The sequence below is a fragment of the Shewanella maritima genome (genome assembly GCF_004295345.1).
Classification (GTDB): domain Bacteria; phylum Pseudomonadota; class Gammaproteobacteria; order Enterobacterales; family Shewanellaceae; genus Shewanella; species Shewanella maritima.
This window is the reverse complement of sequence record NZ_CP036200.1, coordinates 1,943,727-1,970,255: the sequence shown is the minus strand read 5'-3', so window position 1 is coordinate 1,970,255 and position 26,529 is coordinate 1,943,727. Positions and strand designations below refer to the sequence as shown.

The window sequence follows — 26,529 nt, the reverse complement described above, 5'->3', positions numbered from 1 at the left end:
TAAGCCTTAGCCACTGCATGTTTTTACTGCCTAATTGGTGTTAGTATCAAAGTATTAACATTTATCACTTATACTGAGTATTCGGCCATTAAGGGAATAACGGACTGTGACCACAAGTAAGGACAAGCTTCACTCAGTTCATAGCTGGCAAATTTTGCTAGTGATGTTGCTGTTGTGCGCCAGTATCTTACCGTTTGCCAATGCAGAAACAGTTGTTATTCCAAGCTTTAGTCAGGGAAGCCTGGGTAAACACACTCAGTATTTTCGCGAGCGAGATGGGATTATCTCGCTTGAGCAAGCCAGATTGAGGTTTGCTAGTGATGAGCTGACGCAAGGTAACAGTAACTCGATTTCACTAGGAATTAATGTTGACCCAGTGTGGATGACCTTTGAGATCCGTAATACTTCCGATCTTGGCCAGCTATACCGTTTATCTGCAGAAACCCCTTGGCTAGATTATATTGATACTTGGCTTATACGCGATGGCGAAGTGGTTAAGTATGTCGCTGGTGGTGATGGCTATGCTTTTGAGAAAAGGCCTATGGCGTATCGCTACTACGCATTTGAGTATGTGTATCCGCCGGGCGTCACTCAGGTGATCATGCGGGTAGAAACCCTTGGACCTATGGCAATTCCACTGCAGTTTAGCTCGGTTGAAAATGCTATTAACCGTGATATTAACAGTGGTTACCAGTACGGCGCGCTTTACGGCATTATGATTGCCTTAGCACTTTATAACCTGGTGCTGTACTTCTTCATTCGCCGTAAAGAATATGGCTTGTACGGTCTATATTTACTCGGTTTTGTTACTAATAGCTTGTCCTACACTGGGCAATTACACACCATTATTACCTATGACTTTGGGCCGTATTTTCAAGATTGGCTCGATATCTTTTTGATGATCACCTACAGCGTAGCGGGTTTGCACTTTGCTCGCGCCTTGCTACAAACCAAAGAATATGCGCCAAAGCTTGATAAGTTTGTACTGCGCACCACCTTGTATATTCCATTAGGGATGTTGATTGGCTTTGTATTTAGCCAGCTGTTTTTCTCTATGGTGTTGGCGTTTTTCCTTAACACCTGTTTTGTGCTGCTATTCATTGCTATGGGGGTGAGAGCGCTCTATGCCAAAAAGCCATTTGCGATGACGTTTATATTGTCTTCGGTCACTGCAGCGATTTGTATTACGGTTTCGACCCTCGCAGTCGCTGGCATTCTGGTGCCATACAATGACTATACCTTTAAAGCGATTGAAGTCGGCATGGCGGTGGAGGCCATCTTGCTGGCATCGATTCTCGCCGGGCAATTTCGTAAGGCGCAAATTGATAAGCTGGTGGCAGAAAAGTTCGCCCGTACAGACCCTCTTACTCAGCTTAATAATCGCCGTGGTTTTCATACCCAAATCAAGCCGGTGTTGGCGAGTATTGAGCGTGAGCAACTTGATATGTCGGTGGTACTAATCGACATCGATTTGTTTAAGCGCATTAATGATCAGTATGGTCATCATGTTGGTGACAAAGTGTTGCAGGCAGTAGCTAACTCAATCAAGCAAGCATGTCGTGGCAGTGATGTGATAGCTAGGTGGGGCGGCGAAGAGTTTATTGTGCTGTTGCCAAACACCTCGCAGGAGCAAGCACAGTTCCACGCTGAGCGGATCCGCGTGGCGATTGAGCGGACTAAATGTAGCGAACTGCCTAGAACGCATCAAATCAGCGCAAGCTTGGGTGTTGCCGGCAGTAGTTATCACATCTTTGCTGGGCAGTCCGTAAGCCAGGATTGTGTTGAAGTGATGATTAACCTTGCTGATGATGCCTTATATCAGGCTAAAACCAGTGGTAAAAACCAGGTGCAGTTAGCGGGTTAAGTTGTGTTTGACATCACTGAATAATGTTGAATAGCAGTTCGGTTGGCTCATGAGTCGCTCATACCAATATTAATCCATTAAACTTTGTTTAACACATTGTAATTAGTTGGGTTTTGAACAAAGATAATCGATGTTGTTATCAATGTTTTTGAACGCAAACGCAGCTAATACCAATCAGCAAAAGTGTGTGACCATTCATACCGGTTAACTCTTACTGTTTAAAATGGCTTATCAATTGGTTAGAAGCTTTGAAGTTAGAACAACTGGCTCGCTGCAATCTCTGCCTTGTTTAAAGCAGCTTTTCCTGCGAAACCTCTGACTGATTATTTATACCGATTGGTATTACGCTTTTGTAAAGCATCATAGATAGAGAATGGATTCGATATGGCTTCAAATCGTCAGCAGGTTATTTCCTTGCTAGAGCACAATGCAATTGCGCCTGAAAAAGTCGAGCAGGCGTTGGTTGCAACCGAAGTTCGCCCACAAATGCATGACTGGTTGAAGTTTTTAGACCGAACTTTACTCTGGCTAGGCGCACTGTCATTCGTTTTTTCTGTGCTGTTTTTTATTGCCTATAATTGGGCAGAAATGGGACGTTTTGCTAAGTTTGCACTGGTAGAGGTGCTATTGGTGTTAAGCGTAATAGCCTACTATACGCTCTACAAAATAAAAATAAGCCGCGCAGCTAACTCTAGCCGTCAACACTCTTGCACTCAGCAAGATTGTATTCATCAACAAGGCTCAAGTCGCCGCTTTAATTCTGAGCCACATAGTGGCTCATCTACCACTCAATCATCTGCCAACCTTGGCGGGCAAGCGGCTGGCATAGTACAGCCAGGCATTAATCAAATCCCTTTATTTGTAGCGGCAATACTACTGGGCGTGCTATTAGCTTTGTTTGGTCAAACTTACCAAACTGGGGCCGATCCCTGGCAACTGTTCTTTAACTGGGCGCTGTTGGTCACCCCTTGGGTTATTGTGAGCCGCTTTGCGCCACTATGGGTGCTGTGGTTAGCACTGTTGAATGTTGCAGCGTCACTCTATCACATGAATTTTAGAGGAGACTTTGGCTGGTTAAGCACGCCTGAGCTCAATGGTTTGTGGCATGCTTGGCTGTTAAACACACTCGCCATAGTTTGCTGGGAGTATTTTAGCCGCTCGCGCCTTTGGATGAAAAACGCATGGTCTGCAAGGTTGATAGCGATATATGCGGCGGTGCCAATAACCATACTTATGATTGGAACCATTGTTAACTTTGAAGACTTTGGTTGGCAGTCGTTTATTGGTTGGCCTTTATGGTTACTGGCAATGTATTGGGGCTACATCTACAAGCGACAAGACTTATTTATGGTGGCGTTGGCATTGGTGTCGGTCAATCTGGTGATTATTAGCTTCTTGGTCCATCACTTATTGAGTAGGTTGGACGGTGGCGCGTTTCTATTTATAGGTATGTCGATTATTGCAATGGCAGCTAGCTCTGCGGTGTGGTTACGTAAGTTAAATCGGGAGTGGCAGCAATGAGGCAAGCATCAGAAATGTGGCAGCAGTTATACACTCTTGACCTGGTGACTGGCGACAAACCAACGCTTTGTGAAGATGTGGACTCGCCTTGGTTTGTAAAACTGTTACTCGCTGCAGCGGGTTGGCTCGCAGCCTTGTTCTTGCTTGGGTTTATTTTCTTGAGTTTGAGCTTCTTACTTGAAGAAGATGCGCTGCCATTTATCGTTGGTCCAGGGATTATTTTGGCTGCAGGTGTGTTATTTGCTCGCAAGGGGAACGAATTTTATGAGCATTTAGCGCTGGCGTTGAGCCTCACTGGGCAAGCTGTGTTGATGATTGGCTTTGCTGAACATTTTGATACTAAGGCGTGTTTTGTCATTGCCAGTATTGTGCAGTTTGGGTTGATCTTGCTGATGCCTAACGTGATACATCGCTTTTGCTCAGCGGCATTGGCCGGGATGTGTTTAATGGCGTCCATGTCTCTGTGGGGATTGCCATATTTAGCTGAGGCGCTACTTTTTGCGCTTGCCAGTTATTTGATTCTGACTGAGTTTGACTTGTATAAACGCCCACTTCCGCGCTGGTACCAGCTTTTTGCGGCATCCAGTGCTGGTTATCATCGTATGGCCGTTGCTTATGGTTTGCTGTTTATCAGTGTTTTGCAAACCTGCTTTCTTGCGTTTGAGTATAACTGGATCAAGCAGGTGAGTTTTCGTTATTCCGAAGCGGCATTTACATCGCCCTGGATGGGGGATTTATTGATGGGGCTAGTGGCACTTTTCATTACACGTACCATACTCAGTCGCTACTCAGGTATACCCGTCACCGTTCGTGCTGCAGTACTAATAATCATAGGCTTACTCGCGATGTTGACGATGCAGGCTCATGGCTTAATTGTCGGCGTTTTGGTGATGTTATTGGGAATGTCTGCGAGTAATAATTTGCTTATAGGTGCGGGAGTGTTAGCTCTAGTGAGTTTTATGAGTGCCTATTATTACTGGTTAGATGTGAGTTTAGTGGCTAAGTCAGGCATCTTGCTGGTGACAGGCGCATTATTACTTATCGTTCGCTGGGGGATGCTTCGTTATGTCGCAGTTTCCGGGCTGATTGGGGCTAACATGGAGGAGTCCAACATTGACTGATAATGGACAGGCTAACTATAGGCAAACGAGTCACAGGCAAATTGACCATGCGCACCACTGTGAACGAGTAAGTGCACGTCACTGGTGGCTGGTGTTTGCTGCTTTGGTGTTAATGCTGGGGTTAGTCAATTGGCAAATCTACGTTAAAGAGCAGCACTTAATATCGGGAGATAAGGTGCTTTTCAAATTAGCTCCTGTTGACCCAAGGTCGCTAATGCAGGGTGATTACATGGCGCTGCGTTTTGAGCTGGCTAATCAGATCCGTGACGAGTTAGAGGAGCAATCCACAACGTCAGGCCAAGAGCAGCGGTCATTAACTTGGCAATCTCTGGCTAATCAGCAAGGCTACGTGATTGTAGATGTAGACACTCATGGTGTGGCTCAATTTGCTGCAATTGAATCAATGGCTGAAATTAGTCAGCCATTAAAGGCGCAGCAGTTAAGAGTGCAATACCGAGTTCGTGATGGGCGAGTGAAGTTTGCAACCAACGCGTTTTTCTTTCAAGAAGGCCACGCAAAGTTATATGAAGCTGCGCAATATGGCTTGTTTAGCGTCAACGCCAAAGGTGAGCCCTTGCTTACGTCCATGTATGACGAGCAGTTGCAACTCATTGAGCCTAACGCAAGGGAGGTTGGGTCAGAGTAAAATGTTAAGTTTTACTGTGCTCGCCAGTTAGCTTGTTCGTCGGTTATCTAAATTATTTTCTATTTTTCAATATCTTACTGATTTCATAAAATTGAAGCTGATTGCTCAATTGGCTTGTTTTTGCCTATTTTTACACTGACCCAAACTTGTTGGTTTTGAGGGAGGATTTATTGCTTATTAAGTGATGACTTATGTATGTATTGCTTATTTAGTGTTGTGCTAATGTAAACGAATTGTCTGCACTATGCGGTGTTACTAGCAGATTGAACTGCCTAGATCACAGAATGCATGCTCGTATATTGGAAAGAGAATATTTTCTTATTGTAATACAAATTAAATACTCCTCTGTTATATACAATATTGGGTGCAAGTATGCAGCGTTCGTTAGCTTTAGTTATTGCTTTAATGGTGGCTTTACCTGTCAGTATGGCGAGTTTTTATGCTTCGGCTATTTCGGTTGATTTCCGTCATGAGTATAAGAATGACTCGCAAAAGCATGCTAGCCGCATGAAGATGGGGGGCTCACCAACTAAAAACCTCTCAATGTCATTAGAGCTAAAGTTTAAAAGCCCAACTGGTGGCTTTATGGACGGAGTAGAGGCTACTGGCGCTGAAATTGATACTGGCTATAAGTTTAAGCTAGCAGATGAATGGGAGCTTATCCCTGGTATGCCGGTCGAGTTTAGTGGCGACAATGCAACCTATAAACCACAGTTACGCTTAACCTACAAACCCTTATCCGTTGATGGTTTATCCATTAGCGCTCGTTACCGCTTGGACGTTAAACCTCATGAAAGCGTTAAACGTTTTCGCCACCGTTATACCGCAAACCTAGGTTACAAACACAATCGTTGGGCATATGCTTTAGAGTTAAACCAGTATTACGCTGCAGATGGCAACTATCATTTGTATGACAACGGCCGCTCTAATTATGAAAACAACCTAACCGTTCGTTACAGTCAGGGAAAATGGAGCCCTTGGTTTGAGGTAGGTGATGTGTCTGTTAGCGCTACCTCCGACAAACGCGAGCTTCGTAGCCGTGTTGGTATCAAGTACCAGTTTTAGTACCGATTAAACCTACAATGCACAACAAACAATTTGTAAGCTGTGCATTGTAGATTTGCCGTAACCGCAGCAATATTGGTCTAGCTGCGTATTTCGGTTTCTTCATCTTCTTTTGAAAAACGCACCACATCCTTTGGCTTAGTAATGCTACCTGTAGGTGGATACTCTATTGAGCCTTTAAATGCATTGCGCTCTTCTTCTGTGTAATTGGGGAAGGGGAGTTGATTGTCTTCAATCATTTCTTGTACTAGCTGCTCTGCTTGACGTTGAACTTCAAGGTTAGCGCTATCGGCACGTTGCAACACCACATTTTGTCCTATTGGTGCAATGTGCACATCGAGTTGATTAAGCATACTTAGGATATGAAAATTCAAGTCCTCTGCGATGGCAAAGTACTCGTTGATGTCACCGGTATCAATATAGGCGTTGACGTTAACCACAAACGCGTCGCGCTCAATCCCAATAAACCTAGCTCTTTGGGCCTCTGCTAGCACTCTTGGGTGTGACAGCAATAGTTTGCGCAGCTCCATCAGTAACAATTGTAATTGCTGCTTGCTGGTATTGAGACTAATACGCAAGTCGTGTTTGTAACGGCGACGGTCAATTACCGAAAAGTTTTCTAGCTCTTTTGAGGAAAAAATTGAATTGGGAATGTGTACCACAGTGCGGTCTAGCTTACGGATGCGGGTTGAGCGCAGACCGATTTCTTCAACCACGCCGAGCGTTTTGTCAAAGCGGCAAAAGTCGCCGGGTTTAATCGGTTTCGCTGCGTACAAGGTGAGCGCGCCAAAGATGTTTTCTAGTGGTTTTTGCGCCGCTAACGCAATGGCTAAACTACCTACACCCAAGCCGGTTAATACGGTTGCCATGTTATAGCCTGAGCTTTGCAACCACATAAGCGAGATAATGATGACCACGATAATTTTGATAATCGCAACCAGTGGTCTGAGCAAAGCAACGCTGTAGCCTTTGTCTTGAGCATGCAGCTGTTTAGATTTGTAGTTGCAGTAAAGCTCAATGATACCGAGTGCCAGTATGGTGTTAGCGATATAGAGTAAGGTGCTGTTGTCGAACCATACCCTAGCTCGAACCGATAGTCCCAATGATAGAGCTAAGTGTTGCAAGAATGAGAGGTAAATAAACCAACGTAAACTACGACCACAAAACTGCATTAATCCCGATATTTTTTGCTCAAAGCGCTGGGCAATTCGCTTAGCCAAGTAGCTCACCAACCCACTAGCAAACCAGCCTAAGAATAAAGCACTGAAGAATACGATGACTTGCCAGTTCTCCATATGCATCAGGTAAAACTCGGGCAACATTAGCGAAAGTTTTTCAGCGTAAGGGTGGTAGCCAAACTCGCTCCACAGCTCAGGTATTTTGGCTATTGTGGCGTTGGAGATCTTCCAAACCTTACCTGATTTACCATCAGGTACATGTTGCAAGTACACGGGTACTGGCCCTTGCTGAGTTTCTAAGGTACCGATTAAGTCGCGATAACTTGGCAGTTTGTCGTTGGCATGACCTGTTGGTGAGTCGCTAATTTGCGAGAGGTCTAGGATCTGTTGTTTGCTCCACAGAATACCCAGCTTACGCATATATTCTGGGCCTTTTTCCGCGCTCATTGATTTAGGCAAAAAGCGCAGGTCTGCATACTCGGCTGCCGTTTGCCAGTCTCCTACCTCGGCAGCTTCAGTTATCGCTATCATGGTAGAAAGAGGCGTTTCTCCAGGCTTTGTTAAACCTAAAGATAACTGACTTTCAGCGATTTCTTCACTGCGCTTTTCTGCATCAGAAACTTTTTTGAGGTTTATGTCTGAGGCATAGCCTGGCTGAGTTAAACAGGCAATAAAAGTGAAACTTAGTAGGAGTACGTGGGCTAACCGTTTGCTGCTCATAATCAATCCATTAATAACGTATGCGGAGCAAATTTTACGCAATAATGGCAATAACTGCGAGCTTATACTAATCAGTACGAGCATATGAGCATGTTTACTCCTTAATTCTTATTGGTAAAAGTGGTTTATATGTATGTTAGCTATTTTGAACGTGGGATAATTATCTCACTGCTATTTGAGCCTTGTTCTAAGCGATTGAACGCCTCAGTTTATAAGCAAAAATGCCAGTCAAAGGTAATATCTCTGACTGGCATCGAGCGTAAGCATTCTAGCTTATTGACTAGTCTTGATAGCTAGCTGCTTTTAGTTTGTGCTTTGAGGTTGGGAACATTCATTTGCACTTACTAAGCTAGCCATAAAAGCCGTCAATAATTAGTAGCTTTCTAATTTTGCAGGCCACTCTTTTTCAACACGTTCTTTAATGAATGTTTCTTTGTCTGCATTCATTTGATCTAAGTTTAGTCCTGCAAGTGGTTGCAGTTTAGCTTTAGAATCGTACATGGTCTTATCAAACGTGTAGCTAGAACCATACTTAGTTAGTAAGGTGTCTGCTTCAGCGATTGCGGCATCTAAGACAGTGTTAGCTTTAGTCAGTAGACGCTTAGCTTCGGCAGGGTTATGCGCTGCAATACCATGTGAAGCGGTTGCGCTGTCCCAGAACCATTGTGCGTTACGCACTTTAACTAACAGGCTATTCATGTCAGTTGCTAGCTCATTGCCTGCAGCTAATGCAGCTTCATAGTTAGCTTTAGCTTCGCCAATTGATTTGCCAGCATCTAAACCTTCAATATTGTTGGCTGCCCAAATCGCTTGTGCTTTAAAGTGAACTTCAGTTAGACGTAAGTCAGTACCGTTTTCACCAAAACGTAGCGCGTCAATTTCAGCTTTGCGTTCTTCAACAATTTTGTTGATGTCGAATATACCGCCTTCAGTGTGACAACCTGTACAGTCGCTTGGCAACTTAGCCATTGAGAAATTCACCTGATGGTTAGAGTACTCTTCACCCTCTGCATTGGTAGATTTCGGCATGTGACAAGTGTTACAGCTGAATTCGAGGTGATTACTTGGGCTTGGGTGTGTTTCCTTGGTGCGGTCAAGTAAGTTTTCGAATTCAGGGTGCTGTGCTTTTAACATAGGCGCGCCTGAGATAGCGTTGGTCCAATCTTTAAAGCCTTTGTCGTCAAAGTAAGCTAGCTGAGCCTCAGCTGCAAAGCCTTTATACAAGTCATCGGTACCTTGGTAGGCAACTTTGTCAGCGTAGTCGGTTTCAACACCTGGTACCCAGAAGTCCCATGGGTAGCGCACTTTCTTCTCATCTGTGCCGTCAAAGTAATACTCAACGTGGCATTGAGCACAAGTCTGGCTAGATTGCATATCGTGACTTTGCGCCGCAAAGGTTTTGTCGATAATGGTCATTGCACGATCTGTGTAAGGGCGGCTTAAACGTAAATCGCTCTTACCGTGGTCGTGACAATCTGAACAACCAATGGTGTTGCCCATTTCATCGCCCCAAACAGACCAGCCGTTGTTAGAGAATTTGCCTTCACCCTTTTCTTCATACAAGCGTGCTACATCAGTGGTTTTACAAGACCAGCAGCTAGCTGCCATTGTTTCACCAACAATTTCTCCGTCCATACCCACCATAGGCGCACCAGTGCGCAGTGTGGTGATAATGTCTGTAAGGGCGAAGTGGTGGCCACGAGCGCGGTTGTAATCTTTGGCAAAACCGTAACCAGCCCAAGCCGCAACTAGGTTAGGGTTGGCTTCAAGTAAGTCGGTTGGCTTGCCAGATTCAGGGTTATTTTCTGCAGTTTTCGCCCAAGACTCATGTTGCTCAGGGAAGGCTTCCTTCCAGTTGTCACTGTTGTAGTAGTCGACTGGTTCTGGCTCAGGTTCAGGTTCACAGACGTTTGTGTCAGGATTTAGTATTTCCCCATCCTTACAAGTGATTGGATCGTCATCACTGCTGCCACAAGCACTAAGTGCGGTCATCACTGCTACAGCAATTGCGAGTTTTTGTAGTTTCATCATCACTCCTAATTACTTTTTTCAAGTGAATATTCATCATCTTTATTCACATTCAGTAAAAGTAAATATTGGCTTATTGTTAAGTTTTGTTTTGCCGGCAAACATATAAGTAACATGCTTGTTTCTTAAACAGGCTTTTAATTGGCATGTTATGTGAGCTTGGTCTAAATAAATCGTTAGTTGATTTTTCACTAAATAATTTGTTTTTAAACAATGGTTTAGTTGTTTAGGGTTTGATTTTATATAGGGCGTGCGTGGGTAAGTGTTTGTTTGTAATAAGCTTGCTATTTTGTTTTGTGATCTATAACCAAATTTACTTATGCATATGGCTTGTTTTGTCAATGATTAATTTTATCTTAAAATTTATCTGGGGGTTAATTGGGATGATTTTTAGATATTTAGTTTTAGTGTTTTTAACTTTGTTTTAAGTTTGGGGTAATTATATTTTTTAGCTGAATATTTATTAATTATTATTTTAAAAGATTCGTTAGCTAAATTAGGGTTCGCTCATATAGTTAAAGGTGTTTTAAAGTAATATAGGAATAAATACGTAAAGAAATATAGCGAGATAAATAAAAAGCCCATCGTCAATGGCACTATTATGGCTATTAGCGATGGGCTTTACGTTATTATTTAGCGACTGCTGGTTTAGTTACCCAGCCAGTAATTAGGTGTTATTATTTAGCGACTGCTGGTTTAGTTACCCAGCCAGTAATTAGGTGTTATTGATTGAGTTCTAACTCGTAGAAGCTAGCTTTAGCATAGTCGCCTGCTTCCATACCACGCCACTCACAGTTTGAGCTGCTCGCTTTGGTATTACATTGATTGTAAACACCGGCTTTGTAGTACATCCAGTCGTCGCCATAGCCCTGGTCAACTTCATGGCCTTTGTAGTTACCTTCGGCTAGGTCAACTTCAAAGGTCTTAACGATTTCATTTTTCTCACCTGGGTTCTTAGTGAAAGTTAGGTGCATGATGTTGTCTTTAACATTGACTTCGTAAGAGAAGATTTCGCCTAAACGAATACCGTCTTTTGGATCGTCGTGGTGCTCACGTAGGTTGTACTTACCAAATACATTGTGGCGAATATCTTTACGTAGCTTTTTGCCGTTGCTATCACGAGCATCCTGCAGGTCTGGCACTGGGTTTAGTTCGTAGTTCCAAGATAATGAGCCAAACTCATGACCTGGCAGTTTACGGTAAGAGATTTTTAATGGCTCGTTGTCTGAACCATGGATTTGACCAATGACTACCGCAAAGGCGTTGTTTTTACGGTATTCCCCACTGGTGCTCACCTGGTCTACAGACAGTGTTGCTTTTAACTGGCCACCAATCGCGCCGTAGCTGTTGGCTTGAGGATGCGATTTGATTACGAAGTTGTTTTTTGGGTCATTGTATTGCTCGGCAAGCATGGCGCGCAGTTCTGAGCGAGTATTTTTACTGTTTTTGGTTGTTGGAGCCTGGTTTGGAGATACGAATACCAGTGCACCAGTTTTGCTATCCGTGTAGAACCACTCTGGGTGAATATAAGGCGTTTGCTGATTGCTAAGCTCATGCTTGTTGATCTCTAACGCTTTACCTTTGCGAGAACCTTCAGTGGTCATTTCTGGTAAGGTGATTTTCCAGTTAGATAGATCAAAGTTTTGCGCAGGGGCTTTAGTTGGGTCTAGATTGTACTTTGAGTAGTCGTAGTTAAACTCATGCTTTACTTGTGGCGCAGGTGCGGTAGATGAGCAACCTGCGATAACGCTTGCTGCTAATAGGCTTAGGTAGATTTTTTTCATATTGGTTTCCCCAAAGATCTTATTCAAGTCTCTTAAACTGCTCAGAATACTACAATACTATTGTATTACAATATTGTGATCGAGATTAAGAATTAGCCCGATAGTAATTTGATCTCCTAGTCGATGAGGCGAGCAATTAGCAACTTTCTAGCTCAATTTGAGTTCATTTGGCGTGTTGCAGATACGAAAAAGCCAGCGAGATGCTGGCTTTTAGATTGGTATTGCTATGTGCTGAGGCGTAAACGTCGGTTACCGGCAATGTTTAGCTTCAACGTCTAGCGCTAGCTGATTATTTATTGGTCTAGCTTCTATTGATTTAGTTTGCTTTGTGCTTCCTGCACTTTAGCAAAGTCTAAACCTAAGTCTTCAGTGGCTTCTTTAATCAGTGCTGGGTTTTGCATCACCATCGCCATTAGCTGTTGTAGCTTTTCAGGTGCAATACCAAGTTGGCCAATAATGCTCATCGCCATCATAGGGTTCTCAGTTAATGCCTGAAATACCTCGTTAATCTTCTCATCACTAATGTTGTGCTCTTTAAGCAGGGCAATAATTGGGTTCATCGTGTTACCTAATCTAGTTTGCGTTGTTGTGGCTATTTTATCATTAATACTTGGTTTTTGAGAGTGCGGTAGGGTGAGTATATTTAGTTGCGACTACTTGCACTGTTATCCGTGGTTGTGAGCCATGTGTTTACTTTTTACTTAATCACTTAAACTAATCTGATACTCGTAACGTAGTGGGTCTATAAATCATTAATTATTTTCACTTTTAAGAGTTATTCGAAAGGGAGTTTCTATGCAGCGTATTCTCATTACATTTATTTTAGTGTTAGCTTCATCAGTGTTAACTGGCTGCGCGACTCAATATCCTAATCAGGATATTACTGGGCAGGTTTTTCCAAAAGTGAGCGGTACCAGTTTAGAACAACAGGAAATGGTGTTTCCTGACGATGTGCTGGGTAAAAAAACGTTACTACTGATCGGATATAAGCAAGATAGCCAGTTCGATATTGACCGTTGGTTGATAGGTCTGGACATGACCCAAACTCGTGTTGATGTGTACGAGTTACCTACAATTCAGGGCATGTTTCCGCGTATGTTCAGCACCATGATTGATAACGGTATGCGCGCAGGTATCCCTAAGCCATTATGGAAAGGCGTAGTCACGATTTATCAAGACGGTGCCTTGGTGCAGGCGTTAACGGGTAACCAAAGTCCTAATAACGCGCGGGTAGTGTTACTCAACGAGCAAGGTGAAGTTATTTATTTTTATGATCAGGGTTTTGCTGTTGATGCACTCAATCAAGTTAGGGAGTTGATCTAGCTTTTTTTGCAACACTCTGATTAATTAGACCTTTGTGTTGCGATTGTTGTTCATTCGTTGTGGTGTAGTTTATTTGGTTTTATCTGGATTTTTTATCGCTGTAAAAAATAATCATCACTATTTTTTACTAAGAAATGTGAAAATGCGTAGTGATTTTTAACTCCCTAGGATGGGCGGGATAAACAGATTATCTGTTTGTTTTTGTTCATGCTGCTCTTAAGTCACAGAGAGTACTAATTGTTAATGGGAGATGCTATGGCTGCATTACTTATATTTTTCGGTATTGTGTTAGCTATCTCTGTTAACTTGCTGATGGGACTTATCATAATCTGCTTTGGCCTGATTCTGATTCATTCAAGCCAGAAATCGAAAGCGCAAAGCCGCAAGAACAAGCAGACTAAACACAACCGTTACCTCAAAAAGCAGCAGCGAATACCGCATGTAAGTAAGCCGCCACTTGATACATTAGCTCAAGAACAACAGCAAACAGAGCAGTCGTTAAAACAGTTGCAGGCGATGATTGATAACGACGCTATTCATAACATCCGCAGATAGTTCAACTATTGGCTTAGCCAAATACTCTTGATTGGCTAAATCGCAAATCATTGATTGATATGCACTTGTAAGGTAGTTTGATTGCAATCTAACTAGACTCGCGCGTGCTGCCATGACAATCGAATTTTGCCGTAAAATTAAAATTGATCGACCAATCCAATTTAAAGCGTCGTCTGCGCCGATTTTGAGGCAGTTTGAAAGCGACCGTGGTCGTATTATTAATTCAGCAGCGATTCGGCGCCTGCAGCAAAAGACTCAGGTTTTTCCATTAGAGCGCAATGCCGCGGTGCGTAGCCGGTTGACCCATTCTATGGAAGTGCAACAGGTAGGGCGTTATATCAGCCAGCTTGTCTGTGATGCGGTAAAAAACTATCAAAATACCGATTTATCTAGTTTTGCTCGCGAGCTAGAAACCATTGTTGAGATGTCATGTTTGATGCACGATGTGGGGAATCCCCCTTTTGGTCACTTTGGTGAGGCGGCGTTAATTGATTGGTTAGAAAACCATTTAGGCGATATATATCAGCAAATGTCTGGTAAGAATTTACCTGCGACAATCGCTAATGATTTATGCCACTTTGAGGGCAATGCGCAAGGCATTCGCCTGATCCATACCTTGCTGAAACTCAATCTTACCTACTCACAAGCGTCAGGCATTTTAAAATACACCCGCTGCGGCACTGAGGCAAAGCCGAAAAAGGGTAGTAGTGATCCGCAAAGCTACTTGAAAAAGAAGGTCGGCTTTTATCTGTCTGAGACCGACTACATCGACAAGTTAACTAGCACCTTAAGTATCGCACCAGGTTGCCGTTCGCCGTTTGCCTACATCATGGAGGCGGCTGATGATATTTCTTACGGTATTGCTGATTTAGAAGACGCGGTTGAGAAAGATGTACTGAGTGTTGAACAAATGCGTCGGGCCTTACTTGATAAGTTTACCGAACTGAGCACACATTTAAGCAAAAGCGAACAAGCTTTGATGCAGCAGATGCTAGATAGAGCTGCGTATCTAGCCAGTAAGAACGAAGGCAGTTACGACAGCATGTTCTTTGTATTCTTGCGGGTCGAAGTGAATAAGCGCTTGCCTCAACATGCACAAAAACGTTTTGTCGATAACCTTCAAGCCGTGTTTGATGGCACCCTTAATCAGGCACTGATTGAAGATAACAGCGTTAACCACATGCTGGTAGAAACCTTTAAGCAAGTGGCGCTAGAGCAGGCATTTTGTCATGCAGAAGTAGAGGCTAGGGAGCTGCAAGGGTATCGGGTAATTAGCGGTTTAATGGCGTGCTATAAGCCTTTGCTCGCGTTATCTGGTGAACAGTTTACCCTGCTTGCTTACGGAAAGTCTGGTGCTAGTGAAAAGGGGATAGATATTAGCGACATCAATATCCCGATTTACCCTAAGCGGCTATTTAAAAAGCTATCTTCTAAGCATATCGCAGCATACAAAGCAGCGATGGATGACAATGCGTTGATTGCGCAAATTGATGACGAGCAATGCCGCGAGTTTTATTTCCGCACTCGCTTATTGATAGATTACATCAGCGGCATGACAGATCAGTTTGCCTATGACGAGTATCGCGCATTTAATGTGATTGATGAGTTTTAAAACCATTCAACCCAATGGACGAAAAGCGTAAGCAAATGTATCTTTTGCTTACGCTTTGTTGTTTACAATATCAAAATTAAACCGCTTAAAATCAGTGTCTTGGTTTGTATATACAAGCTTGTGGATGATGTATGTGATTAAGTATCATTTCAGTTAGCTAGACTAGAATGTGACCTTGCCACAATCTGGCTAAAATGGTCGTACCCGCGTTAGGGCTTTTACAGCTATACTGTCGACGCGATCGATTAAACTTATTGTATACAACAGTCTTTAAGTGATGTTGGCAACATTTAGTTAGCACTAAACAGATTGCTGCAAACAACCTGAACCCAGGTTAGATAACAATAATGAATTATGGATACTTCAAGGAGACCACTTGTGAAGAAAGTCGGGATACTGCTTATGTGTCTGCTCACGCCTTTTATGGTTGTGGCAGAGCAAGCAAATAAAACCCTGTCGGTTGATGTCTTGTGGCAGCTAAGCCGAGTTGGGTCACCAATTATTTCACCTAATGGTGAGCACATTATTGCGCCAGTAACTGAATATGATGTGCCTGAAGATAAAGGCACCACACAGCTTTGGTTATTTGACGAAGATGGTAAAACTCAGCGCCCATTAACCGCTAAAGGTATGCGTGTAAGCGAGCCTGTATTCTCACCAGATGGCAAAACTCTTGCCTTTATTAGTCAGCGTGATAAAGACGAAGCTGGTCAGGTTTATCTACTGCCAATGGAGCAAGCGGGTGAAGCACAGCGTTTAACTGACGTACCTGGTGGCGTAAAAGGTTTAAAGTGGGTAGGTAAGCACATCTACTTTATTAGCCGTGTTTTCCCAGGCAAGAACTGGGATGAAATGGCGCAGCAACTAAAAGCCAATAAAGACAATAAAGTGTCAGCAAGGCAGTGGAACGCACTACCTTATTCTTATTTTGATCACTGGATTGAAGAAGATCGTGAAGCCCACGTATTCCGTATTCCTGCACTAGGTGGTGACGTTGAGGCGATTACTCAGCCACTAGGCAAGCAGTTACCGCGCGCATCTCAAAGTGCTGGCAACTATGATATTGACCCGAAAGAGCAATACATTGCCTTTAACAGCAATGGTTGGGACAACCAAGTTGACCCTAAAATTGATATCTTCCTTGCGAAAATTGGCAGCGGTAAAGCGGTAAACTTAACCCCGAAAAACAATGCCCCAGACGCTAACCCAACCTTTAGCCCTAATGGTAAAACACTGGCATTCACGCGTCAGTTGATTCCGGGTTTCTATGCGGATACTTCAAACCTAGTGCTGCTAGATATGGCTAAACGCACTGAGAAAGTGTTGACTAGTGATTTTGACCGCAGCGTGAGTAACTTCGTGTGGACTGACGACGGTAAAGGTTTCTACAGCGCGATTGATGATGCAGCGACTCGCCGTATTTATCATATCAGTGCTAAAAACGGTAAAGTGAAGCCAATCACTAAAGCGACTAACTTCGGTAAGCCTGCAATCTCAAAAGACGGCACTTTGGTCGCCGCAAACGACAGCTTCTTATACCCAGCGCGTATCGTTAAAATCAACAAGCGTAATGGCAAAACTACACGCCTAGATAAGTTTAATGATGATATCTTAGCGGATGTTGATATGGGCACTTATGAGTCTGTGACCTACAAGGGTTACAACGGTGACGACATTCAAATGTGGGTACACTACCCTCCAGGGTTTGATAAGTCGAAGAAGTACCCGTTGATGATGCTAATCCACGGTGGTCCACACAATGCGATTTCTGATGGTTTCCATTTCCGCTGGAATGCGCAAACCTTTGCATCTTGGGGATATGTGACTGCATGGCCTAACTTCCACGGCTCTAGCAGCTTTGGTCAAGAGTTTGCCGACAGCATTAACCCTGATTGGAAAAACAAGTCGCTTGAAGATGTGTTTAAAGCAACTGAGTGGTTCCAGCAAAAAGACTGGATTGATAACGATCGCCTAGTGGCTGGTGGTGCCAGTTATGGTGGTTACCTAACTTCAATCATTCTAGGTGAAGAGCATCCATTCAACGCGCTATTTATCCATGCTGCGGTATACAACATGTACTCGCAAATGGCGGCTGATTTCTCAGTCCATAGCACGCGTTTTGGTAGCTACTGGGATAACCCAGAGATCTACAAGTCTATCTCGCCACACTACAATGCTAAGAACTTCAAAACTCCAACCTTAGTGGTGCATGGTCAACTAGACTATCGCGTGCCTGTAGGTCAAGGTTTTGAGCTGTTCCGCACGTTGCAAACCCGTGGTGTTGAGTCGAAGATGATTTACTTCCCAGACGAGAACCACTGGATTATGAAGCCAAACAATTCAATCTATTGGTATAACCAGGTTCAAGATTGGATGGGACGCTTTGCAACCCCAGGTGCGAAGTAAGCGCTGAGCACTAGCTTGCAAGTAAAATAATAAAGGCTGCCAATTGGCAGCCTTTAGTTTATTCGTGCGGTGAGCATTCAAACTTTGCTTACATCTTTGGCGCTAGCGTTAGCAAAATTTGAGTTGGGCACTATCTAAAGAAAAACAGTGCTGTTATAGATAGTGACTTAGAATCCCTTGGATTTCGTTTGGCACGATAGGTTTAGTTAGGTAGCCATTGGCGCCAAGTTTAAGGGCAAACTCTTTGTCTGACGCTTCTGCAAGCGAGCTTATCACCACAACTGGTGGCGGAGTATCAGTGGTTTGCTGAATGTGTTTAATCACCTGATAGCCGTTAATGTTTGGCATGGCGATATCAAGAAAGATGAGATCGGGAGTCATTGAATTTAGGATCTCAATCGCGCCTTCACCTGAGTTAGCGCTCATTACTAGGTAGTCATCACCTAAAATTGCCAGCAGTAGACCCGCACATACTGGGTCGTCATCAATGATCAAAATTTTTGCTTGGTCCATTATTGGGTGCTCTCCAATCAGCTAGGGTTAGTGGATTGAGCGATATGACCGTCTTGCTCAGTACTATGTGTACAAAATCTACTTTAGTGATTTGCAACTTACTCCATTGTATTCAATCTGACGTTAATTGCTACAAACTGAACTAAAACTGAGCGAAATCAGCCCCTAAACTGAGAGCTGAGTGAGGTTTGTCGCATTTAAACAATACACAAGTGGGATTAAGTCACGTTTTTTAGGTTAGTATGCGAGCGTTGTTTCAAGCAGAGAGAGAACGCTAATAATTCAGATTCGAACAGTTGTACGAAAGTTCCGACCAGCAGATAGGCCTGTTTAGTTCGCAATTAATCACTTAGGTTTTAGCTTTGTTTTAATAAAGAGTTAAGTCATAAAAAACGCCGCATTTGCGGCGTTTTTTGTATCTAAAGATGGTGAAATTAAACCATTATTGAAACTTACATTGAGTTTGCTTCAACACCACAGTCTTAAGGTTGCTGTCGCGGCGCACCACGCACTGACCGAACTCGATGAACAGGCTAAATTGCTCAGGTTTGCTCATAACTCTACCCATTATGGGGTTGCCATTAGCATCCTTGTGAGCGGCGTGCTCTAGGGTGATTTGATGGCTTTGAGTAAATGCCGATTTGGCGATTCGCACTGACTCAATCTCAAGCAGGCTAGCAATTGCCTGACTTAACTCAAGATGACCCTTATCTGTCGCTTTGGCAACTAATGCCGGCGTTGGTTGTGGTTTCTTCCTCACCATTTTATCCGCCGCGGTTGTATTCTGTTGCACAGTTGCGCTTTGTTGACTACTTGCTTGAGGAGCTACAGCTTGTTGATCACTGCTTGCGCTGCAAGCGGTGAGGGTGGCAATGCTAATAGCTGCAGCACCAACAAGAGCAACACCAGCGAAAGGTCTAATCAATTGCATCATTGCGCTCCATTGATATCCGTTAAGATGCGGTTATTGCGCCACAGGCTTTGTTTGCGCGTGTCTTCTAGTATGTAACCAGGGTCATCGAATGGCGCGGCAGGAGCAGCAAGAGCTTTAGATTGTGCGACCGCTGGGCAGCTGCCATTTGCGCGGTAATGTAGCGCAGCGCTTAACAACCCTTCACTGCTGTCGCCCAACGCATGATTTAGGTCATCTTCAACCACACAACCTTGAACCTGGCTTGAAATGACAGGGTTCATTGATGGCATAAAGCCATCAGAGTAGTCGCCAAAGCCTTTTTGGTTTTCACCTCTAAACTGAATAGTGAAGTAGGTGGTGTCACAGTTGTCGGTTGGGTAGAAACCATAAGGTTTACCACAGGTAGTGTCCCCAATTTGAATCACTTCAATGTCGATACCACGTAGTCCGTTCATAAAGGCTTCAGACGCTGAGCAAGTGCTGTCAGTAGTCAGTACAAATACTCTGTCTAAATTTAGACTAGGTAGTGCAACACCACGTCCTAAGAGGTCTTCGTTGTAGCCTAACGAAATAGGGATAAATGGCGTAGGCTCAAGTGTTGCACCGGTGACAGGATCGCTATTGGGGTATTTGTCATTAAAGCGCATTTGCTCAAAAGTTTTGCCTGTTGTGGCTTGCTCGCCCGCGACCATATAGCCCATTTGACTTGCAATGGCTAGTAAGCCGCCGCCGTTGTAACGCAGGTCAATCACTAGGTCATCAACGCCCTCATTGGCTAGCGTGGTGAAAGCGTCATATAGCCCGCGCTCAGCAGTGGCGATATGAGTATTAAATTGCAGGTAACCCACTTTGCCTGACGTAGTTTGAATGGTTTTAGTGTTCTGTACTGGTGTGGCAATGACAGTTTGCGCAGTAAGATTAACCGTTCTTAGTTGTGATGACCCCAGGTCGCGAACAACAAATTCAGTCTGTTTACCGTTGTCGGTTGGGAATAGTCCGGCATTTAATATGTCTATTTCAGCTTGGGTCGCAGCGCTTGCCACATTGACGCCATCAATTTCAACAAGTACAGCACCGCGACTAACGTTTGCAGTAGCAGCAGGAGTACTAGGATCGGTAAAGGTTACGGTTACCTGACGGCTGGTTGTGGCACTGGCGTTACGCAAGCTGTAGTTCATGCCATAACCGAATGAAGCGCCAGATTGGTTTAGCTGCTGCCATTCATCTGTTGGCATAGAAAAGTGGAAGTTGTCTTTACGGTTGCCTGATTCTGAAAGTTCGTTGGTAATGAGCACATTGAAGTAATCCTCAACGCTGAAGTTAGCTGGATCGCGGTCAATAATCTCGTCGTACCAAAGGTAGGTATCATTACTCCAAGAGCGCATCCACATCTTTTCATTAATGCCATCGGATGAAGTACATTGCTGGGCAAATTGTTGGTATGGAGCGAACTGTCCTTCTACCCAAATAGAATCTGAATCACTGCCACCACAAGCAGATAAACCAAGTGTTGTTACCAGAGCTAGCGGCAAAAACTTTAGTTTTGGGCTAAACATCATAAATAGTCCCTTTTTTTATGAATGAAAATGGTTTTACTATTGAGCGTGAGCTCGATAACGCCGAAGCGAGTAATAAGTTCTGTAATTTTCGTTAGTTAACGGCTTTACTGCTTATCAAGCATCGGGCAAACGTATCTAACAACCTTATTACATATCAACACTTTTGTAACTAATTAGTCGTATTAAGTTTGCTTCATTAAGTAACGGTTTTAGCGCATTAAGATGATGCTGAAATTTAGCCGCTAGATTGGTACTACACCCAAGTTAAGGAGTTAACATTCAGATGATATTAATTACTGGAGCCAGCAGCGGCCTAGGCGCGGCAGTTGCCAAGCAATATGCAGAGCAAGGCCATGCGTTATTGCTAACCGGGCGCAGCCAGGAGCGGTTGCAAAAAACACTGGCTAGCTGCAGATTAGCTGCACCAGAGTTTGCTGATAATAATACTTGTATTCAGTCGCTTAGCTGCGAGTTAAGTCAGGATGAATCAGTCGAGCAATTGATTGAGAAAATCCATGAAATGGAAGCCGACGGGCAGATGCTTGCAAAAGTTATTCATTGTGCTGGCAGTGGCTATTTTGGCGAGCTTGAAAAGCAGCAGCCACAAGCGATTCGTGAGCTGATTGATAACAATGTAACCTCTAGTATTATGTTGCTGCAGCAATTGGTGATGCACTTTAAGCACAAACCGATAAAGCTAGTGGTTGTGATGTCTACCGCAGCGTTGAGTGGTAAAGCGGGAGAAACCACTTATTGCGCGGCTAAATGGGCGGTTAGGGGCTTTGTTGAGTCGTTACGGTTGGAGCTTAAAGGCTTACCAATGAAGCTAATTGCAGTTTACCCTGGCGGCATGGATACAGGCTTTTGGCCAACAAGTGGTAAGCATGTCGATACATCAAGTTTTATGAGCGCAGATGAGGCCGCAACTATGCTGATTCAAGCGCTGCCGGCAACCGAACATGGCTATGTGGCCGATTTGACCATTCAGCGCGGTTAGCTCAGTTGTGTGTTGGGAGTAACCAACGTTAGTCTTAGAGCACATAAGTAAAAACCACCTCTGACTCGAGGTGGTTTTGTTTTTAGGTTAGAGCGACTCTGTGTGGGTAACTAGACGCGACTAGCTGTATGCGACTATCCGTGCGCGATTAACTGTGCGCTATTAGCCATGTTTAAACTCGCCGCTGTGCTGATGTTCGAAATAGATTTCTTCCAGTGCTTGTGTTTGGCTGGCATTAGGGGTATCGAAATCGATATGCAACAATAGCTTGTTAGTTTTGGGCTGATGCTGGTGAATGATACGACCACCAATGCGCATACGCTTGCTGTTACCTTGGTATAGATAGTCTATATCGACTGTGACGGTTTGGTTTTCATCAAGGTTATGAGTACCAGCAGGTAGTATTAAACGCGTACCACCAAAACTGATGTCATCGGTTAAACCCTGAATGTGCTTATCACCCTGAGTTAATTCATAATGCAAGCCAGTCTTAACCCTTGGGTGAGCGCGGTTACAGTCATCTTTCTTCTTAGTGGAGTTCAAGGTTACGTCCACCGAGAACTTTTGAATCACCTCGGTAATATCAATACAGACTTTTGAAAGCTGCTTCGCCACAAGGGTCGAAGTGCGGGATTTTTTGTGGCTTTCGTTAATAATGTCTTCAAGTTCTATTTGGGTGTTTTTTAGTTCATCGAGTTGCTGTTTTTGTTGCTCTACTTGTTCGTCAATACTTTGCTGGGCGGTGGCCACTTGTTGGATTCGCTCGGTAACCTCAATAATACCTTCAGCTGTTTGTTTCGAGGTGTTACGGCTTTGCTCAACCCGGCTAGATACTTCCCCCATGCTGTTTACTACCAGCTTAACGCCCTCTGTAAGTTGACTAATCAACTTGGCAATTTCATCGGTAGAATCACCCGTTCGCGCAGCCAGTCCGCGAACTTCATCGGCGACGACAGCAAATCCCCGACCTTGCTCACCGGCTCGAGCAGCCTCAATGGCGGCGTTAAGTGCTAGTAGGTTGGTTTGTTCAGAAATGGCGCGAATCGAGTCGACAATACCTGAGACCTGCTCAGCCGTGTCACTAAGCTCTTGAATAAAGTTGGTGGCTTTTTCGGTTTCATCGGAGGTGGTTTTCATCATGGCGATGTTTTTGGTCACTAGCTCAGATGCCTCGGTTGATAACTGATTGCATTGGGTTGCCATATCCAGAGTTTCTGAGGTGATTTCAACAAGCCTAATGGTGGATTGATCTAGTGATTTTGAGTTGCTGTGGATCATCTCAAAACGTTGCCTTTCCGTATGATTGGCTGCGTTAATTTGTGACGATAAATCAGATACCTGGGTTGAAGAAAGGTTGATACTACTTGAAGCAAGCTGGATTTCACCAAGCGTGTCTTGCAGAGATTGCCGCATGATCTCAATATTTTGTGCCAGTCGGCCAAGTTCGTTGCTGTTGATGGCATCAAGTAGTTTTGGGTCTTGTTTTAAATCACCCTCACCAATCTTACGACTAATGCCAACCAGCAAATTAATAGTGGTGGTGATGTTGCGTATGATCATGAGGGCAAACCCAATACACAAAATACTGATCACAACGGCCAGTATGATGCTTTCCCAGATTAAGATATCCAGTTTACTGCGCGAATGCTGTGCAAATAGCCCAACGGCTTTATTCATTGCGCCCAGCGCTTTGTGGTTGGCGATTAGAAACTCATCGGCCGTTTGTAAGTTAAAGTCATGCTCAAGCTTTTGAGCGACTCGTAACTGTTCTTGCCATAACCCCTCAACCACCTTTAATTGTTCTAGAAATGGCTGATAGTCTACTTTAGGCAGCTCGATTGGTTTGGTCATGGATAGATCTGAGTAAGTTTTACCGCCGTACTTAAGCGCTTTTAGAGAGGTTTCATATAGGTTGACCGTGTGAGATGCCGCAAGCGGGGCTGGCATTTTATGGTCGAGATATTCAGCGTGGAATAGTTCTTCAGCCGAGTATTTTTTGGTTAGCATACGCTGACGACCCGCAATATTAATGATTGAGGTGTCAGACTCGTTCTGCATTAAGGTGTAAGTCACCAGAGTCGCCTCGCCAATGAGGGCGAGGGCGATAATCATCGGCAGTAAAAATAGTTTCTGCTTAATACTGAGAGATTTAAACATGCACGCTTCCTTACTTAAGCTAAATAACAATCCTTGTGAGTATTAGTATAGCGTTAAGTAAAAAGTTGCAGAGTTTTTCTTCAATAAAATTCGGTAGTTAAATGTCTATCTCTTTATGAGTATGCATGCAGATGTTGAGTTGGTTTAGCGTTTAAGTACTTCAAACCTAAGCTTGACTAAATACCACCTGGTTTCGCCCTTGCTCTTTAGCTAAATACACGGCTTTATCAGCCAGGTTGATGGCGTTCTCTAACTCGGGCGAGCTAGGCGGAATATCGACAACACCAAAGCTGGCGGTAACTGGAATTTTAACTTTGCCACTTTTTACCGGTCTTTTGGCGAGTAACACCCTCAGCCTTTCTGCAACATTCACCGCATCGCGGTATTCAGCTCGGGCAATTAAGATGACAAACTCTTCGCCGCCCAAACGCCCAATTAAGTCATGACGTTTAATGTGGCGCTGCACTCGACGCGTAGTGGTGATGAGAACGGTGTCACCGGCGCTATGACCATAGTTGTCGTTAATGCTTTTGAACTTATCTATATCCCAATAAATCAAGCATACATGCTGATTGCGTTGATGGTATTGGTAGATTTGCTGCTGTGCCTGCTCGAAAAAACCGCGGCGATTAAGGCATAGGGTGAGAGGGTCAGTCATCGCCAGTGACTTCATATCTTCGGCAAGATCAGACGCTAGCATATACAAAACAAAGACGGACATCCCCACATAGGCGGCGGGCAGCGCAGTAAAGTTCACTATGGAATATAACGCAATTAGCTCAGGGTCGAATTGCCTGCCTTGCGCGAGCGCAATAGAAGCTGCAACAGCCAAACAAATCGCAAATATTAGATGGATAACTGCAGCACCAATTTCAGCTGGGCGCGGTTTGACTCGATGACGATAAATAATCCAACTTGAGAGCAGCAAGGAAATCACATCTACATACAAGTACCAGGACATCATCAAGCCCGCATGACGGTCTATTGCACTGAAGTAAAAGGTACCGCTAAACCCAATGATAAATAGCCCGATAAATACATAGGGTGACAGCCTGGTGTTTGCTCTGAGCTTATGTCCCCATGTACCGAGCAATACGGCTATCATGGATAAGCTGGTGACGAGCGACCAATAAAAACTCACCTGACCAAAGATGGGTTTGGCGAGGTTGATGGCCCACATGACGGCTGAGATAGCAAATGAGGCAAAAAAGAATAATGCAAAACGCTGTTTGCCCATAGAGTGCCAGGCCATAAAAAAGATGACTGCCAGCATTATGCTAGAGAAAACAGGGTTACTAGGCTACTGGCATCAGCTGTTTTCATAAGGGCACGTTCTATCCAACAATACCTTTAAAGCTATACCAAGGTAGTTGATTTATCGAATTAATTACCCAAATTGTTTACTTTTGAATGATATTGCCTAGTGATACCGTATGCGATGTGTTAATGATCAAGTGTTAGCACTTTGGCACTCAATTACCGTTAGATAAAGCTCGCTTATCTATTGCCTAGTCGCTCGCTATTTTCAGCCATGAGTTTGGGCAATGAGGTTAATGCCTGTTGAGTTAAGCGCTCGGTAAACGGGTTGATTTTCACATGCTGCGGGCTCCAACCCTTAATAAAACGTTGAAAGTCAGCCCATGCGACAGGGAATAGTGCTCGCCAGCTACTTTCAAGCGCATCTAGCTCGATGCCTTGATGTTGTTTGGCGGCTTGTCTTAATGAGTTGAAATAAAGCTTAAGGTAGTTTTCAACTTGCTCATCGGTTTCATCAAATGTCAGCACACTACTTAAAAACAGCGCTACATCCTTCATGCCGCAGCCATAACCCACGTATTGAAAGTCGACTGCCGCAGCTTGTGTTCCTTGCTGATTGAAGCAAAAGTTAGCCAGTTTAGCGTCACCATGAACAACGGTTTGATAGTCACATTGACTCAATAGCGCATCCATTTGGTGTGCCGCTTGTTTAAGCTTGTTGTCAGCGAGCGCCGCTAATTCATCCGGACGTGTAGCGAGATGCCAGTAACCGCCTTGTTGCCATAATTTATCGTTAATGCAGGGGTTGTCGGCAGTCGACTGTTGCCATAAAAAATGTCCATGAAATTGCCCTAGCCAATACAAGCAAGCTGAAATGTGCGAGTGGCTAGCTTGGCTGATGACCTTATCGAACCCTTTGGTATGTAAATCTTCTAATACCAGCAACATATTGTTGCTTTGTTTTTCAGCTAGCAGACATTGAGGCAGGTAACTTTCATTGCTACACAGCTTGGCAAACTCCTTGTACCAAGCGTATTCCACTTGGTAAGAGTTAACCTTGCGTTGGTGTGACAGCTCGGTATTCCAACCTTTAGGGTGAGGTTTAGCAGCTAGCTGTGACTCGGGAATGGCAATGTACTTTACGATAACACTTGAATACTTACCGCCGTTTAAACTTAGACGCAGTAATTGTCCGTAACCGCTCCACAGGTTCTGGATGAGTTGAATGTCAGCGATACTGCTTGCTTGGGTGAGGTCGAGTATTTGTTGGCGCTGCTGTTGTGATAAAGCCATGGCAATCTATTGCTTGA

The 26,529-nt window shown here is 44.0% G+C and carries 20 protein-coding genes; 10 read left to right on the top strand and 10 right to left on the bottom strand.

From position 1 onward, the window contains the following. Positions 1-106: 106 nt before the first annotated feature. The 5 genes from EXU30_RS08395 to EXU30_RS08375 all read left to right on the top strand — a co-directional run bounded on the left by EXU30_RS08395 (position 107) and on the right by EXU30_RS08375 (position 6,217). Positions 107-1,864 carry a sensor domain-containing diguanylate cyclase gene (locus EXU30_RS08395; protein ID WP_130599099.1) on the top strand — a complete coding sequence of 586 codons (1,758 nt, stop codon included), beginning with the start codon at positions 107-109 and terminating at the stop codon, positions 1,862-1,864. Between the two features lie 384 nt (positions 1,865-2,248). After that, positions 2,249-3,385 (top strand): DUF2157 domain-containing protein, encoded by a 1,137-nt coding sequence (locus EXU30_RS08390; RefSeq protein WP_130599097.1) that lies wholly within the window; start codon positions 2,249-2,251, stop codon positions 3,383-3,385. Then, the gene (locus EXU30_RS08385; protein ID WP_130599095.1) at positions 3,382-4,506 is read left to right on the top strand and encodes a DUF4401 domain-containing protein; all 1,125 of its coding nucleotides are present in this window, start codon (positions 3,382-3,384) and stop codon (positions 4,504-4,506) included. The genes EXU30_RS08390 and EXU30_RS08385 overlap by 4 nt, the downstream gene beginning before the upstream one ends. Beyond that, positions 4,499-5,152 carry a GDYXXLXY domain-containing protein gene (locus EXU30_RS08380; protein WP_207234108.1) on the top strand — a complete coding sequence of 218 codons (654 nt, stop codon included), beginning with the start codon at positions 4,499-4,501 and terminating at the stop codon, positions 5,150-5,152. Before EXU30_RS08385 ends, EXU30_RS08380 begins: the two co-directional genes overlap by 8 nt. Before the next feature lie 372 nt (positions 5,153-5,524). Further along, positions 5,525-6,217, top strand: a complete 693-nt coding sequence (locus EXU30_RS08375; RefSeq protein ID WP_242620364.1) for an oligogalacturonate-specific porin KdgM family protein — start codon at positions 5,525-5,527, stop codon at positions 6,215-6,217. Between the two features lie 80 nt (positions 6,218-6,297). Here EXU30_RS08375 and EXU30_RS08370 read toward each other — a convergent pair whose 3' ends face one another. The 4 genes from EXU30_RS08370 to EXU30_RS08355 all read right to left on the bottom strand — a co-directional run bounded on the left by EXU30_RS08370 (position 6,298) and on the right by EXU30_RS08355 (position 12,487). Continuing rightward, entirely contained in the window at positions 6,298-8,115 is a 1,818-nt protein-coding gene (locus EXU30_RS08370; RefSeq protein WP_165398993.1) for a mechanosensitive ion channel family protein, read from the bottom strand. Between the two features lie 372 nt (positions 8,116-8,487). After that, entirely contained in the window at positions 8,488-10,146 is a 1,659-nt protein-coding gene (locus EXU30_RS08365) for an ammonia-forming cytochrome c nitrite reductase subunit c552 (protein WP_242620363.1), read from the bottom strand. 719 nt (positions 10,147-10,865) lie between these two features. Next, positions 10,866-11,927, bottom strand: coding sequence for a polysaccharide lyase family 7 protein (locus tag EXU30_RS08360; protein WP_130599089.1), 1,062 nt, complete (start codon positions 11,925-11,927; stop codon positions 10,866-10,868). Between the two features lie 308 nt (positions 11,928-12,235). Then, positions 12,236-12,487 (bottom strand): DUF2999 family protein, encoded by a 252-nt coding sequence (locus EXU30_RS08355; protein ID WP_130599087.1) that lies wholly within the window; start codon positions 12,485-12,487, stop codon positions 12,236-12,238. A gap of 235 nt (positions 12,488-12,722) precedes the next feature. Between EXU30_RS08355 and EXU30_RS08350 the strand changes: the two genes are divergently transcribed. The 4 genes from EXU30_RS08350 to EXU30_RS08335 all read left to right on the top strand — a co-directional run bounded on the left by EXU30_RS08350 (position 12,723) and on the right by EXU30_RS08335 (position 17,823). Then, positions 12,723-13,250: a hypothetical protein gene (locus EXU30_RS08350; RefSeq protein WP_130599085.1), complete on the top strand. Its 528-nt coding sequence runs from the start codon at positions 12,723-12,725 to the stop codon at positions 13,248-13,250. 255 nt (positions 13,251-13,505) lie between these two features. After that, positions 13,506-13,805, top strand: coding sequence for a hypothetical protein (locus EXU30_RS08345; protein WP_130599083.1), 300 nt, complete (start codon positions 13,506-13,508; stop codon positions 13,803-13,805). 112 nt (positions 13,806-13,917) lie between these two features. Beyond that, positions 13,918-15,417, top strand: coding sequence for a dGTPase (dgt, locus tag EXU30_RS08340; protein ID WP_130599081.1), 1,500 nt, complete (start codon positions 13,918-13,920; stop codon positions 15,415-15,417). Positions 15,418-15,795: 378 nt separating this feature from the next. Then, positions 15,796-17,823 carry a S9 family peptidase gene (locus EXU30_RS08335; RefSeq protein WP_130599079.1) on the top strand — a complete coding sequence of 676 codons (2,028 nt, stop codon included), beginning with the start codon at positions 15,796-15,798 and terminating at the stop codon, positions 17,821-17,823. 153 nt (positions 17,824-17,976) lie between these two features. On the opposite strand, the gene EXU30_RS08330 is transcribed toward EXU30_RS08335, so the two are convergent. The 3 genes from EXU30_RS08330 to EXU30_RS08320 all read right to left on the bottom strand — a co-directional run bounded on the left by EXU30_RS08330 (position 17,977) and on the right by EXU30_RS08320 (position 20,805). Next, positions 17,977-18,336, bottom strand: a complete 360-nt coding sequence (locus EXU30_RS08330) for a response regulator (protein WP_130599077.1) — start codon at positions 18,334-18,336, stop codon at positions 17,977-17,979. Between the two features lie 442 nt (positions 18,337-18,778). Then, the gene (locus EXU30_RS08325) at positions 18,779-19,270 is read right to left on the bottom strand and encodes a hypothetical protein (protein WP_130599075.1); all 492 of its coding nucleotides are present in this window, start codon (positions 19,268-19,270) and stop codon (positions 18,779-18,781) included. Further along, entirely contained in the window at positions 19,267-20,805 is a 1,539-nt protein-coding gene (locus EXU30_RS08320) for a S41 family peptidase (protein WP_130603355.1), read from the bottom strand. Before EXU30_RS08320 ends, EXU30_RS08325 begins: the two co-directional genes overlap by 4 nt. A gap of 286 nt (positions 20,806-21,091) precedes the next feature. Between EXU30_RS08320 and EXU30_RS08315 the strand changes: the two genes are divergently transcribed. Beyond that, complete coding sequence (locus EXU30_RS08315; RefSeq protein ID WP_130599073.1) at positions 21,092-21,805, top strand: SDR family NAD(P)-dependent oxidoreductase; 714 nt, start codon at positions 21,092-21,094, stop codon at positions 21,803-21,805. Positions 21,806-21,967: 162 nt separating this feature from the next. On the opposite strand, the gene EXU30_RS08310 is transcribed toward EXU30_RS08315, so the two are convergent. The 3 genes from EXU30_RS08310 to EXU30_RS08300 form a co-directional block, all read right to left on the bottom strand. Further along, positions 21,968-23,962, bottom strand: coding sequence for a methyl-accepting chemotaxis protein (locus EXU30_RS08310; RefSeq protein WP_130599071.1), 1,995 nt, complete (start codon positions 23,960-23,962; stop codon positions 21,968-21,970). Positions 23,963-24,128: 166 nt separating this feature from the next. Then, entirely contained in the window at positions 24,129-25,214 is a 1,086-nt protein-coding gene (locus EXU30_RS08305) for a GGDEF domain-containing protein (RefSeq protein ID WP_242620361.1), read from the bottom strand. A gap of 245 nt (positions 25,215-25,459) precedes the next feature. Further along, positions 25,460-26,512 (bottom strand): phosphotransferase, encoded by a 1,053-nt coding sequence (locus EXU30_RS08300; RefSeq protein ID WP_130599067.1) that lies wholly within the window; start codon positions 26,510-26,512, stop codon positions 25,460-25,462. Positions 26,513-26,529: the final 17 nt, after the last annotated feature.

Coding starts and splice junctions, on each gene's coding strand:
- EXU30_RS08390 (WP_130599097.1), top strand. CDS start 2,249: ATGGCTTCAAATCGTCAGCAGGTTATTTCCTTGCTAGAGCACAATGCA.
- EXU30_RS08385 (WP_130599095.1), top strand. CDS start 3,382: ATGAGGCAAGCATCAGAAATGTGGCAGCAGTTATACACTCTTGACCTG.
- EXU30_RS08375 (WP_242620364.1), top strand. CDS start 5,525: ATGCAGCGTTCGTTAGCTTTAGTTATTGCTTTAATGGTGGCTTTACCT.
- EXU30_RS08370 (WP_165398993.1), bottom strand. CDS start 8,115: ATGAGCAGCAAACGGTTAGCCCACGTACTCCTACTAAGTTTCACTTTT.
- EXU30_RS08365 (WP_242620363.1), bottom strand. CDS start 10,146: ATGATGAAACTACAAAAACTCGCAATTGCTGTAGCAGTGATGACCGCA.
- EXU30_RS08360 (WP_130599089.1), bottom strand. CDS start 11,927: ATGAAAAAAATCTACCTAAGCCTATTAGCAGCAAGCGTTATCGCAGGT.
- EXU30_RS08355 (WP_130599087.1), bottom strand. CDS start 12,487: ATGAACCCAATTATTGCCCTGCTTAAAGAGCACAACATTAGTGATGAG.
- EXU30_RS08350 (WP_130599085.1), top strand. CDS start 12,723: ATGCAGCGTATTCTCATTACATTTATTTTAGTGTTAGCTTCATCAGTG.
- EXU30_RS08345 (WP_130599083.1), top strand. CDS start 13,506: ATGGCTGCATTACTTATATTTTTCGGTATTGTGTTAGCTATCTCTGTT.
- dgt (WP_130599081.1), top strand. CDS start 13,918: ATGACAATCGAATTTTGCCGTAAAATTAAAATTGATCGACCAATCCAA.
- EXU30_RS08330 (WP_130599077.1), bottom strand. CDS start 18,336: ATGGACCAAGCAAAAATTTTGATCATTGATGACGACCCAGTATGTGCG.
- EXU30_RS08325 (WP_130599075.1), bottom strand. CDS start 19,270: ATGATGCAATTGATTAGACCTTTCGCTGGTGTTGCTCTTGTTGGTGCT.
- EXU30_RS08320 (WP_130603355.1), bottom strand. CDS start 20,805: ATGTTTAGCCCAAAACTAAAGTTTTTGCCGCTAGCTCTGGTAACAACA.
- EXU30_RS08315 (WP_130599073.1), top strand. CDS start 21,092: ATGATATTAATTACTGGAGCCAGCAGCGGCCTAGGCGCGGCAGTTGCC.
- EXU30_RS08310 (WP_130599071.1), bottom strand. CDS start 23,962: ATGTTTAAATCTCTCAGTATTAAGCAGAAACTATTTTTACTGCCGATG.
- EXU30_RS08305 (WP_242620361.1), bottom strand. CDS start 25,214: ATGGCCTGGCACTCTATGGGCAAACAGCGTTTTGCATTATTCTTTTTT.
- EXU30_RS08300 (WP_130599067.1), bottom strand. CDS start 26,512: ATGGCTTTATCACAACAGCAGCGCCAACAAATACTCGACCTCACCCAA.